Source organism: Bacillus sp. AG4(2022), assembly GCF_031844465.1.
In the GTDB taxonomy this organism is placed as follows: Bacteria; Bacillota; Bacilli; order Bacillales; family Cytobacillaceae; genus Bacillus_AB; species Bacillus_AB infantis.
In genome coordinates this window covers 16,725-37,159 of record NZ_JAUZVH010000007.1, presented here as the reverse complement: position 1 = coordinate 37,159, position 20,435 = coordinate 16,725, and the positions used below count along the sequence as shown (strand labels likewise).

At 44.8% G+C, this 20,435-nt stretch carries 23 protein-coding genes; 17 read left to right on the top strand and 6 right to left on the bottom strand.

Features of this window, described 5'->3' with window-relative positions; genetic code table 11:
- Positions 1–41 precede the first annotated feature (41 nt).
- On the top strand, positions 42–218 hold the full coding sequence (locus tag Q9R36_RS18430) for a hypothetical protein (RefSeq protein WP_224897710.1): 177 nt from the start codon (positions 42–44) through the stop codon (positions 216–218).
- A 33-nt stretch (positions 219–251) separates the two neighbouring features.
- On the top strand, positions 252–1,121 hold the full coding sequence (locus tag Q9R36_RS18425) for a GNAT family N-acetyltransferase (protein ID WP_311225681.1): 870 nt from the start codon (positions 252–254) through the stop codon (positions 1,119–1,121).
- A 114-nt stretch (positions 1,122–1,235) separates the two neighbouring features.
- On the opposite strand, the gene Q9R36_RS18420 is transcribed toward Q9R36_RS18425, so the two are convergent.
- On the bottom strand, positions 1,236–1,433 hold the full coding sequence (locus Q9R36_RS18420) for a hypothetical protein (protein ID WP_311225680.1): 198 nt from the start codon (positions 1,431–1,433) through the stop codon (positions 1,236–1,238).
- 175 nt (positions 1,434–1,608) lie between these two features.
- On the opposite strand from Q9R36_RS18420, the gene Q9R36_RS18415 reads away from it, so the two are divergent.
- The gene (locus Q9R36_RS18415; RefSeq protein ID WP_311225679.1) at positions 1,609–2,163 is read left to right on the top strand and encodes a GNAT family N-acetyltransferase; all 555 of its coding nucleotides are present in this window, start codon (positions 1,609–1,611) and stop codon (positions 2,161–2,163) included.
- Between the two features lie 174 nt (positions 2,164–2,337).
- On the opposite strand, the gene Q9R36_RS18410 is transcribed toward Q9R36_RS18415, so the two are convergent.
- Positions 2,338–2,850 (bottom strand): CBO0543 family protein, encoded by a 513-nt coding sequence (locus Q9R36_RS18410; protein WP_224897702.1) that lies wholly within the window; start codon positions 2,848–2,850, stop codon positions 2,338–2,340.
- A 119-nt stretch (positions 2,851–2,969) separates the two neighbouring features.
- On the opposite strand from Q9R36_RS18410, the gene Q9R36_RS18405 reads away from it, so the two are divergent.
- From Q9R36_RS18405 to Q9R36_RS18385, 5 genes are all read left to right on the top strand, one after another.
- Positions 2,970–3,512: an NUDIX domain-containing protein gene (locus Q9R36_RS18405; RefSeq protein ID WP_224897700.1), complete on the top strand. Its 543-nt coding sequence runs from the start codon at positions 2,970–2,972 to the stop codon at positions 3,510–3,512.
- Between the two features lie 332 nt (positions 3,513–3,844).
- On the top strand, positions 3,845–4,114 hold the full coding sequence (locus Q9R36_RS18400) for a hypothetical protein (RefSeq protein ID WP_224897696.1): 270 nt from the start codon (positions 3,845–3,847) through the stop codon (positions 4,112–4,114).
- Between the two features lie 433 nt (positions 4,115–4,547).
- Entirely contained in the window at positions 4,548–6,215 is a 1,668-nt protein-coding gene (locus Q9R36_RS18395; RefSeq protein ID WP_224897694.1) for a ribonuclease J, read from the top strand.
- A gap of 69 nt (positions 6,216–6,284) precedes the next feature.
- Positions 6,285–6,443 carry a hypothetical protein gene (locus tag Q9R36_RS18390; RefSeq protein WP_311225678.1) on the top strand — a complete coding sequence of 53 codons (159 nt, stop codon included), beginning with the start codon at positions 6,285–6,287 and terminating at the stop codon, positions 6,441–6,443.
- Between the two features lie 52 nt (positions 6,444–6,495).
- On the top strand, positions 6,496–6,849 hold the full coding sequence (locus tag Q9R36_RS18385; protein WP_311225776.1) for a hypothetical protein: 354 nt from the start codon (positions 6,496–6,498) through the stop codon (positions 6,847–6,849).
- A 97-nt stretch (positions 6,850–6,946) separates the two neighbouring features.
- On the opposite strand, the gene Q9R36_RS18380 is transcribed toward Q9R36_RS18385, so the two are convergent.
- Positions 6,947–7,798 (bottom strand): pentapeptide repeat-containing protein, encoded by an 852-nt coding sequence (locus Q9R36_RS18380; RefSeq protein ID WP_311225677.1) that lies wholly within the window; start codon positions 7,796–7,798, stop codon positions 6,947–6,949.
- 232 nt (positions 7,799–8,030) lie between these two features.
- Between Q9R36_RS18380 and Q9R36_RS18375 the strand changes: the two genes are divergently transcribed.
- From Q9R36_RS18375 to mgrA, 9 genes are all read left to right on the top strand, one after another.
- Entirely contained in the window at positions 8,031–8,639 is a 609-nt protein-coding gene (locus Q9R36_RS18375; RefSeq protein WP_311225676.1) for an alpha/beta hydrolase, read from the top strand.
- 119 nt (positions 8,640–8,758) lie between these two features.
- Positions 8,759–9,343 (top strand): GNAT family N-acetyltransferase, encoded by a 585-nt coding sequence (locus tag Q9R36_RS18370; RefSeq protein ID WP_311225675.1) that lies wholly within the window; start codon positions 8,759–8,761, stop codon positions 9,341–9,343.
- A 128-nt stretch (positions 9,344–9,471) separates the two neighbouring features.
- Entirely contained in the window at positions 9,472–10,911 is a 1,440-nt protein-coding gene (locus Q9R36_RS18365) for a glycoside hydrolase family 1 protein (RefSeq protein ID WP_311225674.1), read from the top strand.
- 352 nt (positions 10,912–11,263) lie between these two features.
- Complete coding sequence (locus Q9R36_RS18360; RefSeq protein ID WP_311225673.1) at positions 11,264–12,574, top strand: ABC transporter substrate-binding protein; 1,311 nt, start codon at positions 11,264–11,266, stop codon at positions 12,572–12,574.
- Positions 12,575–12,637: 63 nt separating this feature from the next.
- The gene (locus Q9R36_RS18355; protein WP_311225672.1) at positions 12,638–13,603 is read left to right on the top strand and encodes a carbohydrate ABC transporter permease; all 966 of its coding nucleotides are present in this window, start codon (positions 12,638–12,640) and stop codon (positions 13,601–13,603) included.
- Positions 13,600–14,442 carry a carbohydrate ABC transporter permease gene (locus Q9R36_RS18350; RefSeq protein WP_374703140.1) on the top strand — a complete coding sequence of 281 codons (843 nt, stop codon included), beginning with the start codon at positions 13,600–13,602 and terminating at the stop codon, positions 14,440–14,442. Before Q9R36_RS18355 ends, Q9R36_RS18350 begins: the two co-directional genes overlap by 4 nt.
- A 90-nt stretch (positions 14,443–14,532) precedes the next feature.
- Entirely contained in the window at positions 14,533–15,549 is a 1,017-nt protein-coding gene (locus tag Q9R36_RS18345) for a LacI family DNA-binding transcriptional regulator (RefSeq protein ID WP_311225671.1), read from the top strand.
- A gap of 48 nt (positions 15,550–15,597) precedes the next feature.
- Entirely contained in the window at positions 15,598–16,521 is a 924-nt protein-coding gene (locus Q9R36_RS18340) for an ROK family protein (RefSeq protein WP_311225670.1), read from the top strand.
- Between the two features lie 128 nt (positions 16,522–16,649).
- Positions 16,650–17,642: an L-glyceraldehyde 3-phosphate reductase gene (gene mgrA, locus Q9R36_RS18335; protein ID WP_224897672.1), complete on the top strand. Its 993-nt coding sequence runs from the start codon at positions 16,650–16,652 to the stop codon at positions 17,640–17,642.
- 31 nt (positions 17,643–17,673) lie between these two features.
- Here the strand turns inward: mgrA and Q9R36_RS18330 are convergent, their stop codons facing one another.
- The 3 genes from Q9R36_RS18330 to Q9R36_RS18320 all read right to left on the bottom strand — a co-directional run bounded on the left by Q9R36_RS18330 (position 17,674) and on the right by Q9R36_RS18320 (position 20,381).
- Entirely contained in the window at positions 17,674–18,234 is a 561-nt protein-coding gene (locus tag Q9R36_RS18330) for a DUF2238 domain-containing protein (RefSeq protein ID WP_311225669.1), read from the bottom strand.
- Positions 18,235–18,852, bottom strand: coding sequence for a DUF421 domain-containing protein (locus Q9R36_RS18325; RefSeq protein ID WP_224897669.1), 618 nt, complete (start codon positions 18,850–18,852; stop codon positions 18,235–18,237). It lies immediately after the preceding gene.
- Between the two features lie 305 nt (positions 18,853–19,157).
- A complete protein-coding gene (locus tag Q9R36_RS18320; protein ID WP_311225668.1) occupies positions 19,158–20,381 on the bottom strand; it encodes a Bcr/CflA family efflux MFS transporter in 1,224 nt (407 codons plus the stop codon).
- Between the last annotated feature and the right edge of the window lie 54 nt (positions 20,382–20,435).

The window sequence follows — 20,435 nt, the reverse complement described above, 5'->3', positions numbered from 1 at the left end:
ACAGCGAATATCTTATATAAGATAGAATGGGAGATGAGAAAATGGCGGGGAAAGAACCGATGAATGATGCGGTTGATCATATGAAGAAAATTGAGGGAATGCCGGACGCAGCCGATGTGCGCAGTCTTCCAAAGCCAATCAAAATAATAAAATATGTCATCATCGGCTTTTTCCTTATTTCAATTGCTGCCGTCATCATCATGTCCTTCTTTAACTAAGAAATAGCAGCAGAGAGAGGGTAGGAAGAAGGAATGAATACGATTGAAGAGCATATCTCTCTGGAAAGATTGAATGAAGAAGATATATCCGGGCTGATTGAGCTATCAGCTTCTGTCGGCTGGGATTATGAAAGGGAAGAAATACTGACGTTACTGAATTCCGGCACCGTACTAGGACATAAAACGATCGATGGAAAGCTGGTTTCCTGCTCTGCACTAATACCTTATAACACACACCTGGCATGGCTGGGAATGGTGATAGTTGATCCCCGCGCAAGAGGGAAGGGCCTTGCAAAAGAGGCGGTCCGAAGCTGTTTGGAAGCAGCGAATGAAGGAACATCCATTTTGCTTGTCAGCACAGAAGAAGGAAGGCCGCTTTATCTAAGGCTGGGCTTTACTGAAGTGGACACCATCCAGAAATATCTTTGCAGGGAATACATGCCTTCTTCCCCTGTTGAAAAAGGAAGAGTATCGTACATAAAAAGGTTCACACCAGATTTTTTTGAAAGTGTTGTAGAGTTTGATAGAGCCGCTTTCGGGGATGGAAGAACAGTGTTCCTGAAAAATAGGATCGCACAGGCAAAAGAATGCCTTCTTTCTTTCAATGGAGATGGAAGGCTTACAGGCTATGGACTTTCCATTCAGGGACCAGTCAATCTGATTATTGGACCCATTGCTGCTGAGAATACTGAAACAGCAATATGTTTACTGGACCAGCTTGCATCCGGCCATGATGGGCAGCTGAGGATAGATGTGCCATCAGGACAGGAAGGCTTTGCCGCATTCATTAAGGACAGCGGATTTGAGCTTTCAGCCGTTCCTCCAATTATGATCTTCAATGGAGATGATATGCCTGTAAGAGACGGCCGTTTATTTGCCTTGGCAGCACAGGCATTTGGTTGAGTTTTTTTGAGTTGTGCCTGCACCATTCCCTTTATTAGAACAATGGGAATATGCGATCATAAGTAAGTTATAAAAGGTGGAGAGCCTTATGCAGCTCTCCACCTTTGCTATTATTTATTTTTTCCCAATTAACCGGATCGATTTTTGCCCGCTGTGGGGATGTGAAGAAGCAGCGAAAAGCTGGCTTAAATACAGACCTTCCAGCTCTGTGCAGGTCATTTCCACGAGTTCTTTTTTATCCTGGAATTGTGTAATTGCTATTAATTTATTGAGAATAAGGTTTCTGCGAGATTCTTCCTTCGTCATCATCAAAATGCTCATCCCCTTCAATTATCTGCTATGGCCAAAGAATATGATAAAACATGTTATGTACAACTATAATCCCTATATATCCGATTTGTCAAGTTGGTATTAAATTGCTCTTAAGAAAAGAAGGAATATGCCAATCTTTCATTGAAGAGGAAAGGAATGAAAGGAGAGTGAATTAATGGACTTGCAAACAGCACCTATAGTGACTGAAAGGCTAGTCATACGCCCGTTCGAGCTTTCTGATTATGAAAATTGGTATAAGGGCTTCACTGATAGAAATCCTTCATTTTATAAGTATGATGAAGGAAGGCCGGTCAGTATGGAGCATAACACCAGGGAGTGGTTTGAAAAGTGGATCAGAGGTTTTTCGGAAGCAGCTGAGAGGGATCAGATGACAAATCTCGGCATCTTTAGAAAAAAAGATCACCTTAACGTTGGTAAAGTCGAGCTGTTCACCATCCTGAGGATGGACTATCAGTGGGGGATGATGGGCTACTCCCTTCATAACCAATTCTGGAAAAAAGGCTATGGAACAGAAGCAGTGTCAGCAGCAGCCAAAGCTTTTCATGAAAAACTTGGCTTCCATCGCCTCGAGCTGCATATAAACACCGATAACCGCCCATCCATCACTCTTGCCGAAAGAAGCGGCTTCCACTATGAAGGCACAAGGAAGAAATTTGCCTTAGAGAATGGAGAATGGAAGGACTTTCTCATTTATGTAAGGCATTTATAATATGTGCCTGGCACTGCAAAAAGTTAAAATGGCGTAAAGTGTCCATCTGAGGTGCCTGACACGTTATTTTTTTCTGTTGAGATAGATGGCCATGGAGAGGTAAATGGTGATCAATGCGATTAAAAAAACTGGTGTGGATATTGGGTTTGGTTCCATTAGGTGCACCCCGTACTTTTACTTTAAGTCTTTTATTTGCGGGTGGAAGAAGCACAGAAGGATAATGATTAAGGGCAAGGATAAGGCTAGTGCCAGCTTTGGCTTTTTGCTGTGAAGCCTGACCATTGAGAAAAGGATGACATTGAATACTCCAGACCATAAGACATTCCATCCGTTATCGTATATAAAAAGCCCTTTTTTGTAAAAGACGTATTCGATTGTCGTAAAGTAGGCGATCCAAACAGCTATATAAGGAAAACTCTTTTTGCCTTTAGGAAAAAACCGAAGGTAAATCATCAACACAATCGGCAGTACGAAAAAAGTGAAAGCCAATTCAATCAGTGTATGGTTAAGCCAGTCAACCGTTACTGCATGATAACTCCACAGCGTATGATTATAGAAAAGGAAATTGTACAAAAGATTGCAGATGATGAAGTACTGGATGGTTGGATAGAATTCATTCCAGCGCTCCCAGTCGACCAGATAGACAGCAAATAAAATATAAACAAGAATAACCAGTAAAAGGTACATATGATTAGCCTCTCCTAATAGTAGTAAACATTATATCCACTAAAGGAACCACTCAATCAGAAAAGCCAAAGTTCTCACAATCCAGCATGATTTTTACATGCTTAAAAAAGGGGGATAATATGCCACATCATATAAGAGTCAGGGCAGGTGCCGTCATCATGGAAAAAGATTCGATCCTGCTGATTGAATTCAATGACGAAAACGGCCTTCATTATAATCTGCCGGCCGGAGGCGCCGAACCGGGAGAAACGGTCAGGGAAGCTGCCGTGAGGGAAGCAAAGGAAGAGGCATCAGTGGATGTTGAAGCAGGTCCGCTTGCATTTGTTTACGAGTATGCACCGCACAAAGCTGAATGCAGGTTCGGTGAAACACACTCACTCTGCCTCATGTTTGAATGCTTATTAAAAAAAGGGTCACAAGCTAAATTGCCGGAAAATCCAGATCCGCACCAAACGGGAGTAAGGTGGGTAAAGCTATCAGAGCTTCACAAAATCATTCTTTATCCAAATATAAAGGAACATTTACTGGAATACGCCAATAATAAAAGGAATCTGGAGCTTATAGAGGAACATAAGCTCAGGGATTATTCGGCAGATTCTTCTGGGAATAGATTGGAGGAGAATATTCATAAAGCGAAGAAGGAAACAACATTATTATTGTGATTAAGGCTGAGGGGAATCAAGGCGGCTTTGAACTGCCTTCTTAAAATTCAGGATAAACCTGAGGGCTGCAGTGGAATTTACTTTTCAGCATCCCCCTATTTTTTCCGATTCCAGCCGGAAAGGATCCATAGCCGCTTTTCGGTGTCAAACAGGAAATCCAGGATGAAAAACAAAAATGAACAGATGATGACCGAACCCCTTAGCAGTGGATCCTTTTGTGCAAAAAGAAAGGCTAGAACGGTAAAGGCAGCATAAATGAAAGCTGACAATAATGCCTGGAATGCTATTTTTTCTTTGAATGGCTGGTCTATAAAGAGCGTCATATCACCAGGATGCAGAGGCTCCTAATATGGAAGAAAACAGAAGAACCTAAAGGCAGGGGCCTTTATCTGCTCAAATGGGCATTAGGCTGGGGAATATTGGTCGGCTTCACTGTTTTCTCCGGCTTTGCTGATTTCAGAGAAAACGAAGATTTATGGGGAGAATGCTTTTTTTATATGGGTGCCAATATGCTGGCCGGATTAGCTGCGGGCTGGCTTACTTGGCGGAATAATCAAAATGAAACCAGGAAAATAAATATGATCAATGAGGGCTGCTCCTAATTGGAGCGGCCTTTTTTATGAGACAAAAACAATGACAGGGTAATAACATAAAAAGCAGGCGGCCGAATATTTAGGGAAAGTCCTCAAAAGCTATTGGAACCGGCCAAAGAAAATGCAGTATGTCCACTTTCTAACAGCATATGTTTTTTACAGCTATATGGAAATAATATCAGCGGGTTCAGGTCATATTAACGATGTAAAACGTTTTACAAGGGGGCAGATCTTGATGCAACAATCAGAGATTCAAATGGAGAAGCTGCTCTGACAAAACATAGCAGCAAGGCATCAGGGAAAGAATTACTCTATGGACCATTATTTCCAGCAGCCAATCGTACATAAGCAGATCAATGGGGAAATGGTGTATGTCCCATTGAACCTGGACAGAATTTGGAATCAGCCGGGCTAGGGGCTGAATGAAAAGGAGGTTTTGCATATGAAGGATGGAGCGGTATCTATATTCGCCCTCGGCGGTGTGAATGAAATTGGCAAGAATATGTATGTTCTTGAATCCGGTGACGATATTGTAGTCATTGACTGCGGCGGTAAATTCCCGGATGAAAGCCTGATGGGCATCGATTTAATCATCCCGGACATTACTTATCTTCAGGAAAACCGTGCAAAGATAAAAGGGCTGATTATCACGCATGGACATGAAGACCATATTGGAGGCATAGGGTATTTCCTTAAAAGGGTGAATGTCCCTGTATATGGAACAAGGTTTACGCTTGGCCTTATTGAGCTGAAATTATCAGAGCACGGTATTCTCGCTGATACTGAACTTATACAAATTGACTCTGACACAGTATTGGAGCTCGGGAGCATCAGGGCAAGCTTTTTCAAGGTCAACCACAGCATTCCGGACTGCCTCGGAATTGCTTTTGATACACCGGAAGGACTGATCATTCATACAGGAGATTTCAAGTTCGACCTGACACCTATGAATGAGCAGTATGCAGATATCCATAAGATGGCAGAGTTAGGGACCAGAGGCGTGCTGGCTCTTCTTTCGGAAAGTACAAATGCGGAAAGGACAGGGTTTTCCCCGTCGGAACGGATTGTCGGTGACCATATCCTGGAGGCCTTCATCAAGGCACCGCGCAAGGTTATTATTTCTACTTTTGCTTCGAATGTGAACAGGGTTCAGCAGGTGGCGGATGCCTGCTTTAAGACAGGCCGCAAGCTCGCCCTCCTGGGCAGGAGCATGATCAATGTAGTCGGCGTCGCAATGGAGCGCGGCTACCTGACTATTCCGGACGGCATGCTGATCCAGGGAGCTGATATAGATGGGCTTCCGCCTGAAAAAGTATGCATTCTGTGCACAGGGAGCCAAGGAGAGCCTATGGCCGCTCTTGCCCGCTTGTCGACGAATAATTTCAGGGATGCCGAAGTTCTGCCGGGCGATACGGTCATCCTTGCAGCAGGTCCTATACCCGGGAATGAACGTGGTGTGACCAAGATAATTGACAATCTTTATATGCTTGGCGCAAATGTCATATACGGCTCTGGCAGTTCAACCGGAATGCATGTTTCAGGCCACGGCTATCAGGAGGATCTCAAGCTGATGCTCACTCTGATGAAGCCTAAGTATTTCATTCCAATACACGGTGAATACAGAATGCTTCACCATCACAGGCTGCTGGCTGAGTCTGCAGGTGTAGAAGAGGGACATACATTTATTGTGAAAAACGGGGATGTGGTGGATATTGAAGATGGCACGGCCCGCCAGACCAGGGAGGTGCCAGCAGGAAATACCCTCATTGACGGAATGGGAGTGGGAGATGTAGGCGAGGTTGTCCTTCGCGACCGGAAGCAGCTGTCAGAGGACGGTATGCTCGTCATTGTCTTTACTATCAGCAAAAAGGAAAGGAAGATTGTATCTGGACCCGATACCATATCGAGGGGCTTTGTCTACACCCGTGAGTCCGAAGATCTTCTGCGCAAAGTGAACAGTATCGTCAAAAGCACGGTTAATGATCTGAGGCAGGAGAATTATTATCAAAGAAATTCAACAAAGCAGAAGATCAAGAAGGCAGTCGGGCAATATTTATTCTCCGAAACGAAACGTAAGCCGATGATCCTGCCGATCATTATCGAAATATAAAAAGCCCAAGTTTCAAGGCTGTGCCTTCCTGCATATATTGCCCATATGCTCAAGCAGGGAGGCTGATTCATGAGGATCGAAAAGCTGAAAACCTATTATGGCTATGATCTGCTGATTGACCTGGTGCTATACAAAAGGTGCTTAAGCTGTGAGTCCTGGTTTCCATTCGAAGATGAAATGGGTTTTTGCCGTTCTTGCATCCGTAAGGCACAAAGATCGTGTAAGTAAACACTTTTTCATTGAAGGAAGGATCTGGTTGAGCAATAATTTGTTTGAAGCAATGGATGAAGAGACTAAGAAAGAAGTCAGCACCGCAATAGCAGGCCTATCATTCACAAAAAATTTCCGGTCCCCTACTGCTGAGGAATGGTATGTGTTCCTGCCGGGATATCAGGATCCGAAGACAGGCGGAGCGGCAGGGAAGGCAATCATCCATTATAATATATACGATACAAAGCATTATAATATTAATACAACGATTGTTTGGGATGATCCGGCACTTTACAGGGCAGAACGGCACAAGTTTGTATATGCTGTCAGTGATGAAATTGTCAATCGTCTTGTAGGCTATGCCGATACACTGCTGTCAGTCCATTCCGGCGAAAATTCATATAATGCCGAATACAGACAGTAGGGAAATTCATGAGAATGAATTTCTCTTTCTTTGTTTTTAATAATAGTATTATGTAAACTAACTCTATATTTTTTCAGTTTGCTATTCTTGTAAAAAATCACCTGCTCCAATGGGCAGGTATTTTAAGGGCAGGTGGCAGCTTAGTCGAAAGGTTTCCAATAGAAGCATTTACTTGTGCCTGTGTCAAAAACAGGCAGCCCCTCAGGTCTGCGCCGCAAATATTGGCATCCCTTAAATCAGCGCCAAGCAAATCGCATTTACGCAAATCGGCATTCTGCAGATTTCCTGCAATCAGAAGCGCCCCTCGCAGGCTGGCCCCTCTGAGATCTTCCCCTTTCAAAGAGGCACCTATAAAATCACTGCTTCTTTTTAATTTGGATATTAACTTGTGAGTCCTATTGTGATGGACATTTCTCCTATATAGTTCACTGCTTTTGTTCAGCAATTCACTGACCATGCTTCTATGCGCATAAACATCAAGGTTTGTAATGGACTTAGCCTCCAGCAGTGTCAGCGCATCAATTGTATTGATGGCAGATTGCAGTTCATCACTAATGGAATGTGTTTCCTGCAGGCTGTGTGCCTCTGTCAGATAAAGCAGCATTTCATGGAGCTGCTGCATGATAGGGAATACCTCGAACATCTCGTTTGCCAAGTCAGGATTTTTACGCCAGTCTTTGCCTGCATAAGTTAGCTGCGAGACTTTTTGCCCGGCTCCGAAACACTCATATACCGTGCAGCCTTTAAATCCTTTATCTCTTAGTGTTTCATGCGTCCTGCAGAGGAAGTCATCCTGCAGATTCGGACAGGGAGAGCCGCTGCTTTTATCAATGGCAAAATCCGCAGTCTTTGCAAACGGGAGAGCCACGCAGCAAAGGCCGAAGCAGCTTCCGCAATCAGAAGAAAGGTTTTTGTATGGGTTATTTGGTTCAGTTAATGGAGCAGACAAAACGTACACTTCCTTTAAGCTAATATATAGGGAATTATAACATGGTACCAGGCAGCAGAGTGGATGATTTTAACAAGTAAAATATCTAAGAATACCTGGCTGTTGACATTATCAGAGAAGCATCATAAAATTATCTCGAATTAAAGATAAAGACTGGAAGGTTAAATACCCTAAAAATAGGGGAAATCAGAGATAGACAATACAATTAATCAATTTTTGGAAGGTGATTGGGATGGAACATATTTTTCGAAAGGGTGCGAATCCGGATAAACCGACTCTTTTGCTCCTGCACGGTACCGGGGGAAATGAGAGGGATTTGATTCCGCTGTCAGTAATCATAGATGAAGAAGCCTCTGTTCTGAGTGTAAGGGGTAATGTACTGGAAAATGGGATGCCGCGTTTCTTCAAGAGATTGTCAGAAGGGGTTTTTGATGAAGAAGATCTTGTGTTCCGCACGAATGAACTGAATGAATTCCTGGATGAGGCAGCTGCCAAATATGAGTTTGACCGCGGCAATATCTTTGCGGTCGGGTATTCAAATGGTGCTAATATAGCTGCCAGTTTATTATTTCACTATAAAGATGCCTTAAGAGGTGCGATCCTTCACCATCCTATGGTGCCTAGAAGGGGTGTCGAGCTGCCTGACCTGACAGGCACCTCCGTCTTCATTGCCGCCGGTAAAAACGATCCGATATGCCCATCTGCAGAATCAGAAGAACTCACATCTCTTCTGGAGGATGCCAATGCTGATGTTGAGCTGCACTGGGAGAATTATGGACACCAGCTGACATCTCAGGAGGCAGAGGCTGCGGCAGAATGGTATAAGAGCAAAGTAAAATAAAAGATCATGATTACTTAACAGATGCTGGCCATTTTTATGGTCAGCCTTTTTCTTGGTAAATCTATATATATATTAAGGGGAATTATGGTAAAATAGTGAAAACTCTAGGGGGAGTATTCATGTTTCATCTGGATTTGGATGCTGAAATTTCACTCAGGCTTTATCAGCCGGAGGATGCTGAAGAACTTTTTAATCTGACAATCGAGTCAAAGGAATATTTAAAAGAATGGCTGGGCTGGCTGGATTATACCAAGACAGCAGAGGATTCAGCCGGTTTTATTCAATCCTCTCTCAGTGCGTATGAGAAGAATGGAAAGCATCCCCAGGCTGCGGCCATCATTTACAAGGGGAAGATTGCCGGCACGATTGGTTTCAATGAAATCAGCCGGATTCACAAAATCGGCGTAATAGGCTACTGGCTTGGTGAGAAGTATCAGGGAAAAGGAATCATGAACAGAGCTTTCTCAGCCCTTGTAGAATATGGATTCTCAGAAGCATGCCTCAACCGGATTGAAGTAAGGGCTGCTGCCGGCAATGTGAAAAGCCGGGCTTTGCCGCAACGGCACGGTTTCACGGAAGAAGGCATTATACGGGATGCAGAATGGCTCTATGATCATTATGTAGACCATATAGTATACGGTCTCCTGAAAAAAGAGTATACAAGCAGAGAAACAGATGATATTTTACATAGCACGACTATTTAGAGCCGCCCTAAGCGGTTCTTTTTTTATAAAAAATTATGCGGAATTATATTTCTGAATATATTGTTTTATCAGAATTTGTTATACTGTTTTAGGAAACCGGTTTCAATAAAAAGAAAGGGGCAGTGAAGATGATACATAAAGAATTGAAGGCTTTTCCGCAGAATTTCCTTTGGGGGGCTGCTTCTGCGGCCTATCAGGTAGAAGGTGCCTGGAACGAAGATGGCAAAGGTCTTTCCAATTGGGATGAATTTGTCCGGATTCCCGGCAAGACATTTAAAGGGACGACTGGCGATGTGGCTGTTGGCCATTACCGGCACTTTAAAGAAGATGTGCAGCTGATGGCTCAAATGGGATTGAAGGCATACCGTTTTTCAGTTGCCTGGACGAGAATCTTTCCTGAAGGAAAGGGAAAAGTGAATGAAAAGGGCATCGAATTTTATGATTCACTGATCAATGAGCTGATCAAACATGATATTGAACCCATCGTTACTCTTTATCACTGGGATCTGCCGCAGGCACTCCAGGAGGAATACGGCGGCTGGGAATCCCGGCAGATCATTGAAGACTTTACGGCATACAGTTCAGAGCTGTTTAAGCGTTTCGGCGATAGGGTCAAATATTGGGTCAGCCTGAACGAGCAGAATATTTTCACGATGTTTGGCTACCGTAATGCCATGCATCCGCCTGGAGTCAAGGATGACAAGCTTTTTTACCAGGTGAATCACCATGCAAATCTGGCCAATGCCAGTGTTATAAAAGCATTCCGTAATTATGTGCCGGAAGGGAAGATCGGGCCGAGCTTTGCGTACACGCCTTCTTATCCGCGCTCTCCTGAACCAAAGGATATCATTGCCAGTGAAAACGCAGAAGAGCTCAACAGCCACTGGTGGATGGATGTCTACGCATGGGGCAAGTACCCGAAAGCAGCCTGGAATTATTTAGAGAATGAAGGGCTCGCCCCTGAAGTGGAAGCGGGGGACTGGGAGCTTTTGCAGGCAGGAAAGCCTGATTTTATGGGGCTGAATTATTATCAGACAGCAACCTTTGAAGCGAATCCGCTGGAAGGCGGCACAGCAGAAGGTGAAATGAATACTACAGGCAAAAAAGGGACCACTAAAGCCTCAGGTATTCCCGGCTTATATAGAACGGCGGACAACCCGTCCCTGGAAAAAACGAACTGGGACTGGACAATCGACCCGCAAGGGCTGCGTGTGGCACTCCGCCGGATCACAAGCAGATACCAGCTTCCTGTATTAATCAGTGAGAATGGACTGGGAGAGTTCGACAAGCTTGAGGAAGATGGCACGGTGAATGATGAGTATCGGATTGCTTTTATCCGTTCTCACATCCAGTCCATGCAGGAAGCCATTTCCGATGGAGTGGAGCTGCTTGGCTATTGTGTCTGGTCATTTACTGACCTGCTGAGCTGGCTGAACGGATTCCAGAAACGGTATGGGTTTGTATATGTCAATCAGCATGAAGAAGGGGAGCATGACCTAAAAAGAACTAAAAAGAAGAGTTTTTATTGGTATAGCGAAGTAATAAAGAGTAATGGAGAAACATTATAGGCCAATTAAAAAAAGAGGGCGTTATGCTCTCTTTTTATTTCGGAAAACGGTTTCTATTTAGAGGGTAAACACGTGATGACAGAAGAATTATAGAGTAAATCAACAATATTTTAAGGAAATATCATTATATTAGTCTAATTTTCTAAAAAATAATTAACTAAATTTTCTAAAATATAGTTGATTTCTGAAATACAGGCTCTTATAATAACAAATGAAAGCGGTTTCTGCTGAAAACGGAAACCGGTTTCCATACTTATAAAAGTTAAACAGGTTCTGGGATTCTTTTGTAGGGGGTGGCTGAAGGCAGGATTAGGCAGGTTCTCAAAAGGATGGTTCAAATTACTTAATAATAATGGGGGAGATTCACTTGAAATGGAATAGCCTAAAAAAAATAGCGGCATTCGGAGCATCATCAGTTCTTGCGTTATCGCTTGCAGCATGCAGCGGCGAGGAAACTTCATCCGGAGGATCAGATGGGGGCGGCGATGTAACTTTAAGCTTCTGGACTTTCGGAGCAACCAATTATGAGGAGCTTGCAAAGAAATACACAGAAGAAAACCCGAATGTCAAAATCAAAGTGAAATCATCAGAGACCGCAGATCACCATGATGCCTTATTTACTGCCTTATCAGCCGGCAGCGGGGCGCCAGACATCGCTATGCTGGAAATTGACCAGTTTGACCGGTTCAAGGCTGCCCAGGACCGATTTGAGAATTTATATGATTTAGGTGCCAAGGATGTCCAGGACCAGTATCTGGATTGGAAATGGAAGGGCGGAGAGAATGCGGATGGAGACTTCCTGTTCGGCATGCCGACCGATATCGGGCCAAAGGCTTTGTATTATCGGGTTGATTTATTCGAAGAAGCCGGCCTTCCGACAGAGCCTGCCGAAGTAGAGTCACTCATCAATTCGCCTGAAGCTTTCCAGGAGGCAGGCATACAGGTGAAGGAAAAGACCGGCAAACCATTTGTAGACAGCATCGAGATGGCCTACCGTGCCTATTTGGATGCAGCAGAAAGCACTTATCTGAATTCTGATGGAGAGCTTCTTCTTGAAGAAGACGGAAATGCCGTCAAGGAAGCTTATGATTATGCGGTTAAGCTCAATGAATTAGGCATTGTAGGAAAGTATGACATGTGGTCTCCAGAATGGTCCAACGCAGTCAATAAAGGCGAATTTGCAGCAGAGCTTGGAGCTGGCTGGCTGAAGGGCTGGATGGAAGGCAATGCGCCGGATGCAGTAGGCAAGTGGAGAGTAGCCACACTGCCGAAGGAATTCGCTGCAAACTGGGGCGGTTCTTATATAGCTGTACCGAAGGAAACCAAAAATGCGCAGGCGGCTTATGACTTCATCGAGTGGCTTGTTGCGCCTGAACAGCAGCTTGAATCTTTCCAGAGCAAAGGCCTTTTCCCATCTGCACCATCTGTTTATGACATGGATGACTTCAAATCTAATGAAGATGAATTCTTCGGCGGCCAGGTAACTTCGACAGTATTTGCAAACGCTGCCCAGGATATCGAAGGTGCTGTATTTAAAGGCGAGAAATACTTCCCGGTTCATCAGGAGGTTGTAAATGCCCTGAAGAATGTCCAGAACGGCAAAGATCCTGAAAAAGAATGGAAAGCTGCCATCAAACGGGCAAAAGACTTATTAGGAAGATAAGGTATTAAAGGGGAAATGGCTTTCAGCCATTTCCTGATTTATGCATAGAAAAGAGGCGGAAACATGCAAACAGCTGCCAAAGAAAACAAGGCGAGTACAGCCCGCATGAGTGGAACAAAGAAGCGTCTGACTGAAGCAAAGAAAGATATGATATCCGGCTATTTATATATAGCACCTTTTTTTATCATTTTTGCCATCATCGGCCTTTATCCGGCCCTATTCAGCTTGTACCTGGCTTTTCAGAAATGGAACGGGCTAAGCCCAATGACGTTTGCCGGCCTGAATAACTTCAAAATAGTACTGCAAGATCCGCTTTTTTGGAAATCAGTTTACAATACGATTGTGATGGGTCTTTTAGGAACTGCACCCCAGCTGATTGTCGGAATCATCCTGGCCTTTCTGCTCAATCTCACGTTCATCCGGTTTAAAAATTTCTTCCGGGTAACGATTTTTATGCCTTACATCACATCCATGGTAGCCGTGGCCCTCATCTTCAGCGTCCTGTTCAGCAATCATGAAACCTCGCTGGCCAATTATGTATTGAGCCTTTTCGGCTTTGAACCGGTCAACTGGGGAGCTTCCGAATGGGGAACAAAAATCGCGATCTCCATTATGGTTTTCTGGAGATGGGTCGGCTATAATACGATCATTTTCCTGGCGGGGATCCAAAGTATTCCGAACGACTTGTACGAGGCGGCAACAATCGATGGAGCAAGCAAAACGCAGCAGCTATTTTACATTACACTTCCGCTGCTGAAGCCTTTCATACTCCTGACTGTCTTCTTCTCAACTGTAGGTGCGCTCCAGCTGTTCTCAGAGCCTACTGTATTCCTTGGGGCCGGCGCATTTTCGAGGGATGAAGCAATGACGATTGTTATGTATTTATACCGGGATGCGTTCAAGCTTCAATCATTTGGTACAGCATCTGCAACAGCCATCATTCTGCTTGTCATCATCGCTGCTTTCGCAACCATTAATACTATGCTGACATCCGGATATGGTCGGGGCAAAAGGAGGGCGACGAAATGAGCATGAACACTGCCAAAAAGAAACCCAGAAAAGGGAATCTGCCGATCTACTTGTTTCTGGGCATTGCTTCTTTAGTCTCCCTTTTCCCTTTTTACTGGATGTTTGTAATGGCGACAAGTCCAAGCTCTGCATACAATACGATTCCCCCTACTTTGACACCAGGGAATCTGCTGGTGGACAATTTCAAGAAAGTATTGAGCAATATTGATTTTTTCAACGCAATGTGGAATTCCTTTATCATCTGTGTGGTTGTTACGCTCGTGGTTCTGGCCATCAGTTCCCTGGCCGGTTTCGCATTTGCTAAATTCAAGTTTCCAGGAAAGAATATTCTTTTCATCTCAATCCTGGTGACAATGATTATTCCGCCGCAGCTTGGCCTGATCCCCCAGTATTTCCTGATTTCCAAGGCTGGACTTCTGGATACGCTTCCCGGGGTGATGCTTCTGTTCTTCCTGAATCCTCTTGGGATATTCCTGATGAGGCAATATGTGAACGAAGCTGTGCCGGATGAATTAATAGAAGCGGCCAAGCTGGATGGCTGCTCAAACTTCAGGATATACAGAAGCATTGTCCTTCCGATTATCCTGCCTGCATTTGCAACTCTAGGAATCATTGTGTTTACTGCAGTATGGGGCGAGTTCCTCTGGCAGTTCACGGTGCTCCGGGATCCGGAGATGTATACCATCCAGGTAGCGCTCGCTAATCTCAGCAACACCCATAATATTGATTTTGGGATGATAATGTCAGGAGTATTCTGGGCTACGGTGCCCCTTTTGGTCATATTCCTGATGTTTAACAAGCTTTTCATTTCAAGCATCACAGAAGGCTCTGTAAAATAATCGGAGCTTTCTTGTCTGGAGATTGAAACGGAAGGGAACAGCTAGTAATCTAGTAACATAGAACATATTTTGGAAGCAGAAGGGATTCTCATGAGCCTAACGATAAAGAATATTGCGGAAATTGCGGGCGTCTCTGCCGCAACCGTTTCAAAGGTCATTAATAATTACGGTGGCATCAGCGAAAGAACAAAGAAAAAGGTAATGGATGTTATCCTTGAGATGGATTATGAACCAAATTTTTCAGCACGGTCGCTTGCTACAAAAAAATCCAATCTTATTGGCCTGATTTATGCCGGCAAGATCAATGTTGACATGACCCACCCTTATTTCAACGAAGTCATTTCTTCTTTTAAAAAAAATATCGGCATGCTGGGCTATGATATCCTCATGTTCTCCAACGAAAACTTCCGGCAGGACAATGGCAGCTATATGGCAAGATGCAGACATTTCAATGTGGATGGCTGTCTCGTTATTGCGGGAGAAGAAGTGGAGGAAGCGGTGCATGAGCTCGCTAAAGCTGATTTTCCATGCATCGGGATTGACATTGAACTGTCCGGCCCGAAATCAGCCTTTGTCATGACTGACAACGTGAATCTTTCCCGAAAGGTCATTGAGCATCTTTACCTCAATTCTGTCAGGGATGTTGGTTTCATCGGAGGAATGAAGGGATCTGTCATCTCCAATTTGCGGAAGAAGGGATTCCTTGAGGCTATGAACCAGTTCGGCCTGGAAATCAGGGAAGACTGGATTCAATACGGAGATTATCATGAAGACAGCGGCTATGAGTGCATGAAAAGGATCCTTGAAGGGAAAAGGAAGCCTGAAGCTGTATTTGCAGCCTCCGATTTAATGGCGCTCGGAGCACTTAGGGCCATCAAGGAAGCGGGTCTTACCGTTCCAGAAGATATCAGGGTGATTGGCTGCGATGATATTGCCGCCTGCCGCTACAGCGATCCCAAGCTGTCGACTGTGAAACAGGATAAAGAGAAATTCGGGAAACTGTCGGCTTATATGCTGAACGATCTCATCAACGGCAAATCCCAGCCGAGGCCTGCCCTGATTGACTCTGAGCTGATTATCAGGGAATCCTGCGGAACACATCTGTAATAGAAGGAAAATGATCCTTTGGCGGAAGGATATATGGGGGTAGGAGCATTGCGAAATTATGCAGCATTTGATGTAGGGGGCTCATCCATTAAATATGCCTTGATGGATGAATCGGGCAGCATTATAAAAAAGTCATCAATCCCGACTCCAAAGGAAGGTATAGAAGCATTTATTGAAGCGATCGGAAAAGCTGTCGAAGAAATCAGCTTTATCAGCCCTGTTGAAGGAATTGCGATGAGCATGCCTGGGGCCGTCGATGTAGTAAGCGGTACTATTCATGGCGCAAGCGCCGTCCCATATGTTCATGGCCCCAATATCCGGGAGCTGGTGGAGAAAAGGACAGGGCTTCCGGCAGAGCTGGAAAATGACGCAAACTGTGCCGGCCTTGCAGAAGGCTGGATCGGTGCTGCAAAGGATGTCCGGGATTATATCTGCATCGTCATCGGGACGGGGATCGGCGGGGCCATTGTACTGGACAAAAAAGTCAGGCATGGAGCGAGCTTCCATGGCGGAGAGTTCGGTTATATGATCATGGAGGATTATTTAGACAAGCCTTTAGGAAGAAGCTGGAGCGATCTTGGTGCCACTGGGGCACTTGTCAATATTGCAGCAGCAAGAAAAGGAATGGATCCTGATACCCTTGATGGCCGGAAAGTGTTTGAGATGGCAGAGGGTGGAGACAAAGAAATCCAGGAAGAAATAGAGCGCTTCTTCAAACGCCTGGCAGTCGGCATTCTGAATCTTCATTATATCATCGATCCTGAAAAGATCCTTATCGGAGGTGCGATATCTGGACGCCAAGATTTTTGCGAAAGAATCAATCGAGTTCTATCAAGCATGAAATCGGATATCCACTCGCTCGATGTAAAAGCAGAGGTGTGCCGGTTTGGAAACGACTCCAATCTGATTGGGGCGCTGTACCACTTTTTACAGCGACAGAAAGCGAAAGATAAAGTGTTGGATATAAGATAAAGATTAGTTTCCGGCTAATCTTTATTTTTTCATTTTAAAAAAATCGGCACGGGCAGTTTTTTGTGAAGCGCTGTGAAAGCGTTTAATATTATAATGAACTGCCAGTATTGCTTAAAGGAGGAAGATTGATGGTGTACCTTGCAGATGAAAAACGCTATAATTCTATGAAATACAATCGGAGCGGACGCTCAGGACTCCGGCTCCCGGCCATTTCCCTTGGGTTGTGGCATAATTTCGGCGGAACAGATACATATGAAAATGGGAGGCAGATGCTCAGGCGTGCATTTGACCTTGGCATCACTCATTTCGACCTGGCTAATAACTACGGTCCTCCAGCAGGCTCGGCTGAAGAAATGTTCGGCAGGATGATGAAGTCCGACTTTGCTCCTTACAGGGATGAAATGATCATTTCAACGAAGGCTGGCTATTATATGTGGCCTGGGCCATATGGGGAGTGGGGAAGCAGGAAGTACCTCATCTCTAGCCTTGATCAGAGCCTAAAGCGGATGGGGCTGGATTATGTGGATATTTTCTACTCTCATCGCCCTGACCCGGATACACCTTTAGAGGAAACAATGGGTGCTTTGGATTCTATTGTAAGGCAGGGAAAAGCTTTATATGTCGGTATCAGCAGCTATTCCGCAGAACAGACAGAAGAAGCAGTGAAAATCATGAACAGGCTCGGGACGCCGCTCGTCATCCACCAGCCAAGCTACTCTATGCTGAACCGCTGGATTGAGGACGGCCTACAGGATGTACTGGAGGAGAATGGTGTGGGATCAATCGCCTTCTGTCCGCTCGCTCAGGGGCTTTTGACGAATAAGTATATCAGCGGGATACCCGAGGACAGCAGGGCTGCCAGCAAGACCGGTGCGCTTCAAGGGGACCAGGTGACAGAGCAGACAATTGAAAAAGTCAGGAAGCTGCATGAATTAGCATCCGAACGCGGACAGAGCCTTGCACAAATGTCTCTTGCTTGGGTCCTTCGCGGTGGGAGAGTAACATCTGCTTTGATCGGTGCAAGCAGGGTTTCACAGATTGAAGAAAATGTCGCTGCACTGAATAATCTGGAATTTACTGCCGAAGAGCTTAACAGCATCGAAGATATACTAAAAAGCTGAATTTTCGGCCGGTTCCTTCTGGAGCCGGCCGTTATAGTTTCCTGAACCTCAAGATATTGTATATTCCTGCTAATAATGCACCTGAAGTGCCGGCAATGAGATCTATCATCGTATCTTTATTTCCGCCGCGCTGCATCGTTTCCGTGATAAGCTGGTCGCCGGCAAACTCATAGATTTCCCAGAGGATGCTGGCTGCAGCAGACAAGGAAAAGCTGAAAAGGAATAAAAGTGAGCGGGAATTTCCTTTTCCCCCGGATAATGCCTTAAAGATAAAGACGGCAGCTATGCCCGCAAAGATTCCTTTATAAAGGTGAAGCGTGCTATCCCACCAGGCATATTTGAGATAGAAGCTCTTGATCGACCCCAGATAGATGGAGCAGAATACGAACAAAAAATAGCCGAAGACCAGGGCGGTCGGGAACGGTTTTTTTAATAAAATCAGTAATAAGGGAAGTGCGCTTACGATGATTCCTCCGAGAGCTACCTGCCAGCGGGAGGAATCGTCTTTAAAAAGATAAAAAATACATAAGGCCGCAAAAAAGACCACATAAACAGTTGAAAGAATAACTATAAGCCTATTTTTAGCCGCCATCTACTGAAGATGCTTTGGCGGCTCTGTAGTATGGGATTTTCTCGCCACTTCTGTAAATAGATCCTGCTTAGATGAGTCATTGGGAGGCATAGGTACTGCACTCCCTTTCAGGAGCATAATCATTTGGTTCATTTGCTGCTGAAGCATTTGTAGATCTTTTTTTAATGCAGGCTTTGCTTCTTCCTTCAGCTCGAATCCAATTTGCCCGTTAGGCTCTAATGTTGCCCATTTTACATCCTGCAGGCTGGACACATTGTTCTGCCTGAGTTTCATCTCCAGCTGGTCAACCGTCAATCTAACCTTTTTAAGGCCTTTCTCATCAAGTTTCCCATTGTTGATCAATACTTTTGCTCTTCCGGTAATGAATTTCTCCACTTTATCAAACTTTACCTGTAAAAGCTCCATGACTACCAGGGTTACTACAAGAATTGCTCCCACAATGATTGTTGTCCAAATATTTTTTCCGGCGAGCGGCTGTATCAATAAGGAGCCTATTCCAATCATGATTACAGTCTGGGCAAGTGTCATTTGGGATATTGATTTTCTGCCGGCGATCCTGAGCAGCAGGGTGCCTGCCAATACGATCAATATCGATTTCCATATCCAATTCAAATCCATTTACATCACCCTTCAGAAAAACCTTTTAACATAGTCATCTGCAGTTCAACATGAATATATTCATTCTTGCTGTACAGACGGGCATGTGGCATTCTAAGTGGTATGTTTTTGGGAAAATATGTATTTTTGGCAGAATAACTTCAAATTAATGTAGAATTCTCTCTTTTTTATGTAGAATCATTTCTTTTTATTGTAGAAAAGTTAACAATTTATGTAGAATTCCTCTGCAGAAGCATTTATATGAGTAAAAATAGAAGGGGCATCTTTAAAATGGAACACCAGCAAAATTAAAAAAAAGGAGGGATTCACCCCTCCGGATTAAGCTTTAAATTGGACTGTTTTTCTTTCGTTAATGTGAAGAACAGAATGAACCCGATGAAGGAAGTGGTGAATAAAATGCTTCCCATCGGTACGGCGGATGCTTCATTGATTCCGACAAGAGGGGAAACGAGGCTGCCCAAGAGGAGCGGCATCATGCCAATGACGGCGCTCGCGCTCCCTGCGCGGTGCTCCTGATTTTTCAATGCCAGCGTAAAGGAGCTGGTAAGGATCATACCCATGGACGTCATATAAATGAAGATAGGGATGACCAGCATAAACAGCGGCCCTTTAATGATGGTCATAGTGAGCAATAATGCAGTCGCGCTGACAGCGATGCAGACGGCTGTCCGAAGCAGGGCCCTTTCTGGTACAATGCCGGCGAGGCGGCCGATCAGAAAACTCCCGGTGATGATGGCAATCCCATTGATTCCGAACAAAATGCTGAATACCTGGGGAGAGACGCCGTATATTCCCTGGTAAACAAATGGTGTACCAGATACATAGGCAAAGCTTCCTCCATGTACAAAACCGACAATCAGGGCATATCCAATGAAAGAGCGGTCCTTAAACAAGCCGCCCATGGCCTTGACTGTGCCTCCCAGGCTGCTGGGAATGCGTTTTTCAGCAGGAAGCGTCTCAGGCAGGCGAATTGAAATAATTGTGACGATAGCCAGTCCAAGCGCACATAAAAAGTAAAAAATGGTATGCCAGCTGGCGAATGGCAGTAAAAGGAGTGCGCCGCCGGTCATAGGCGCAATCATCGGAGCGGTAGCATTTATCACCATTAATAAGGAGAAAAACTTCGTCAGCTCTGTACCGCTGAACACATCCCTCACGACTGCCCGCGACAGGACAATGCCCGCTGAAGCGGTTAGCCCCTGAAAGAAACGGGCAGCTACAAAAGTAGTGATATTTGGCGCAAGCGCACAGAATAATGAGGCGATGCTAAAGAGGGAAATCCCTATTAGAAGCGGTTTTCTCCTGCCTTGTGCATCACTGATCGGCCCGACGATCATCTGGCCGGCAGCGAGCCCCATCAGACAGGCGGTCAAGCTGAGCTGTACAAGGGATGCAGAAGCATCCAGGTCTCTGCCAATATCCGGAAAGCTCGGTAAGTACATATCGATGTTGAACGGCCCTAAGATTCCTAATGAACTAAGGAGAAAAGCCAGGGCAAGCCTTTCTCTTCCTGTTGGATTTTGAAGCATGATCTCAAACCTTTCTTTCCAGCAATCTGCTATTTCTTGCATAAATATGCCTAG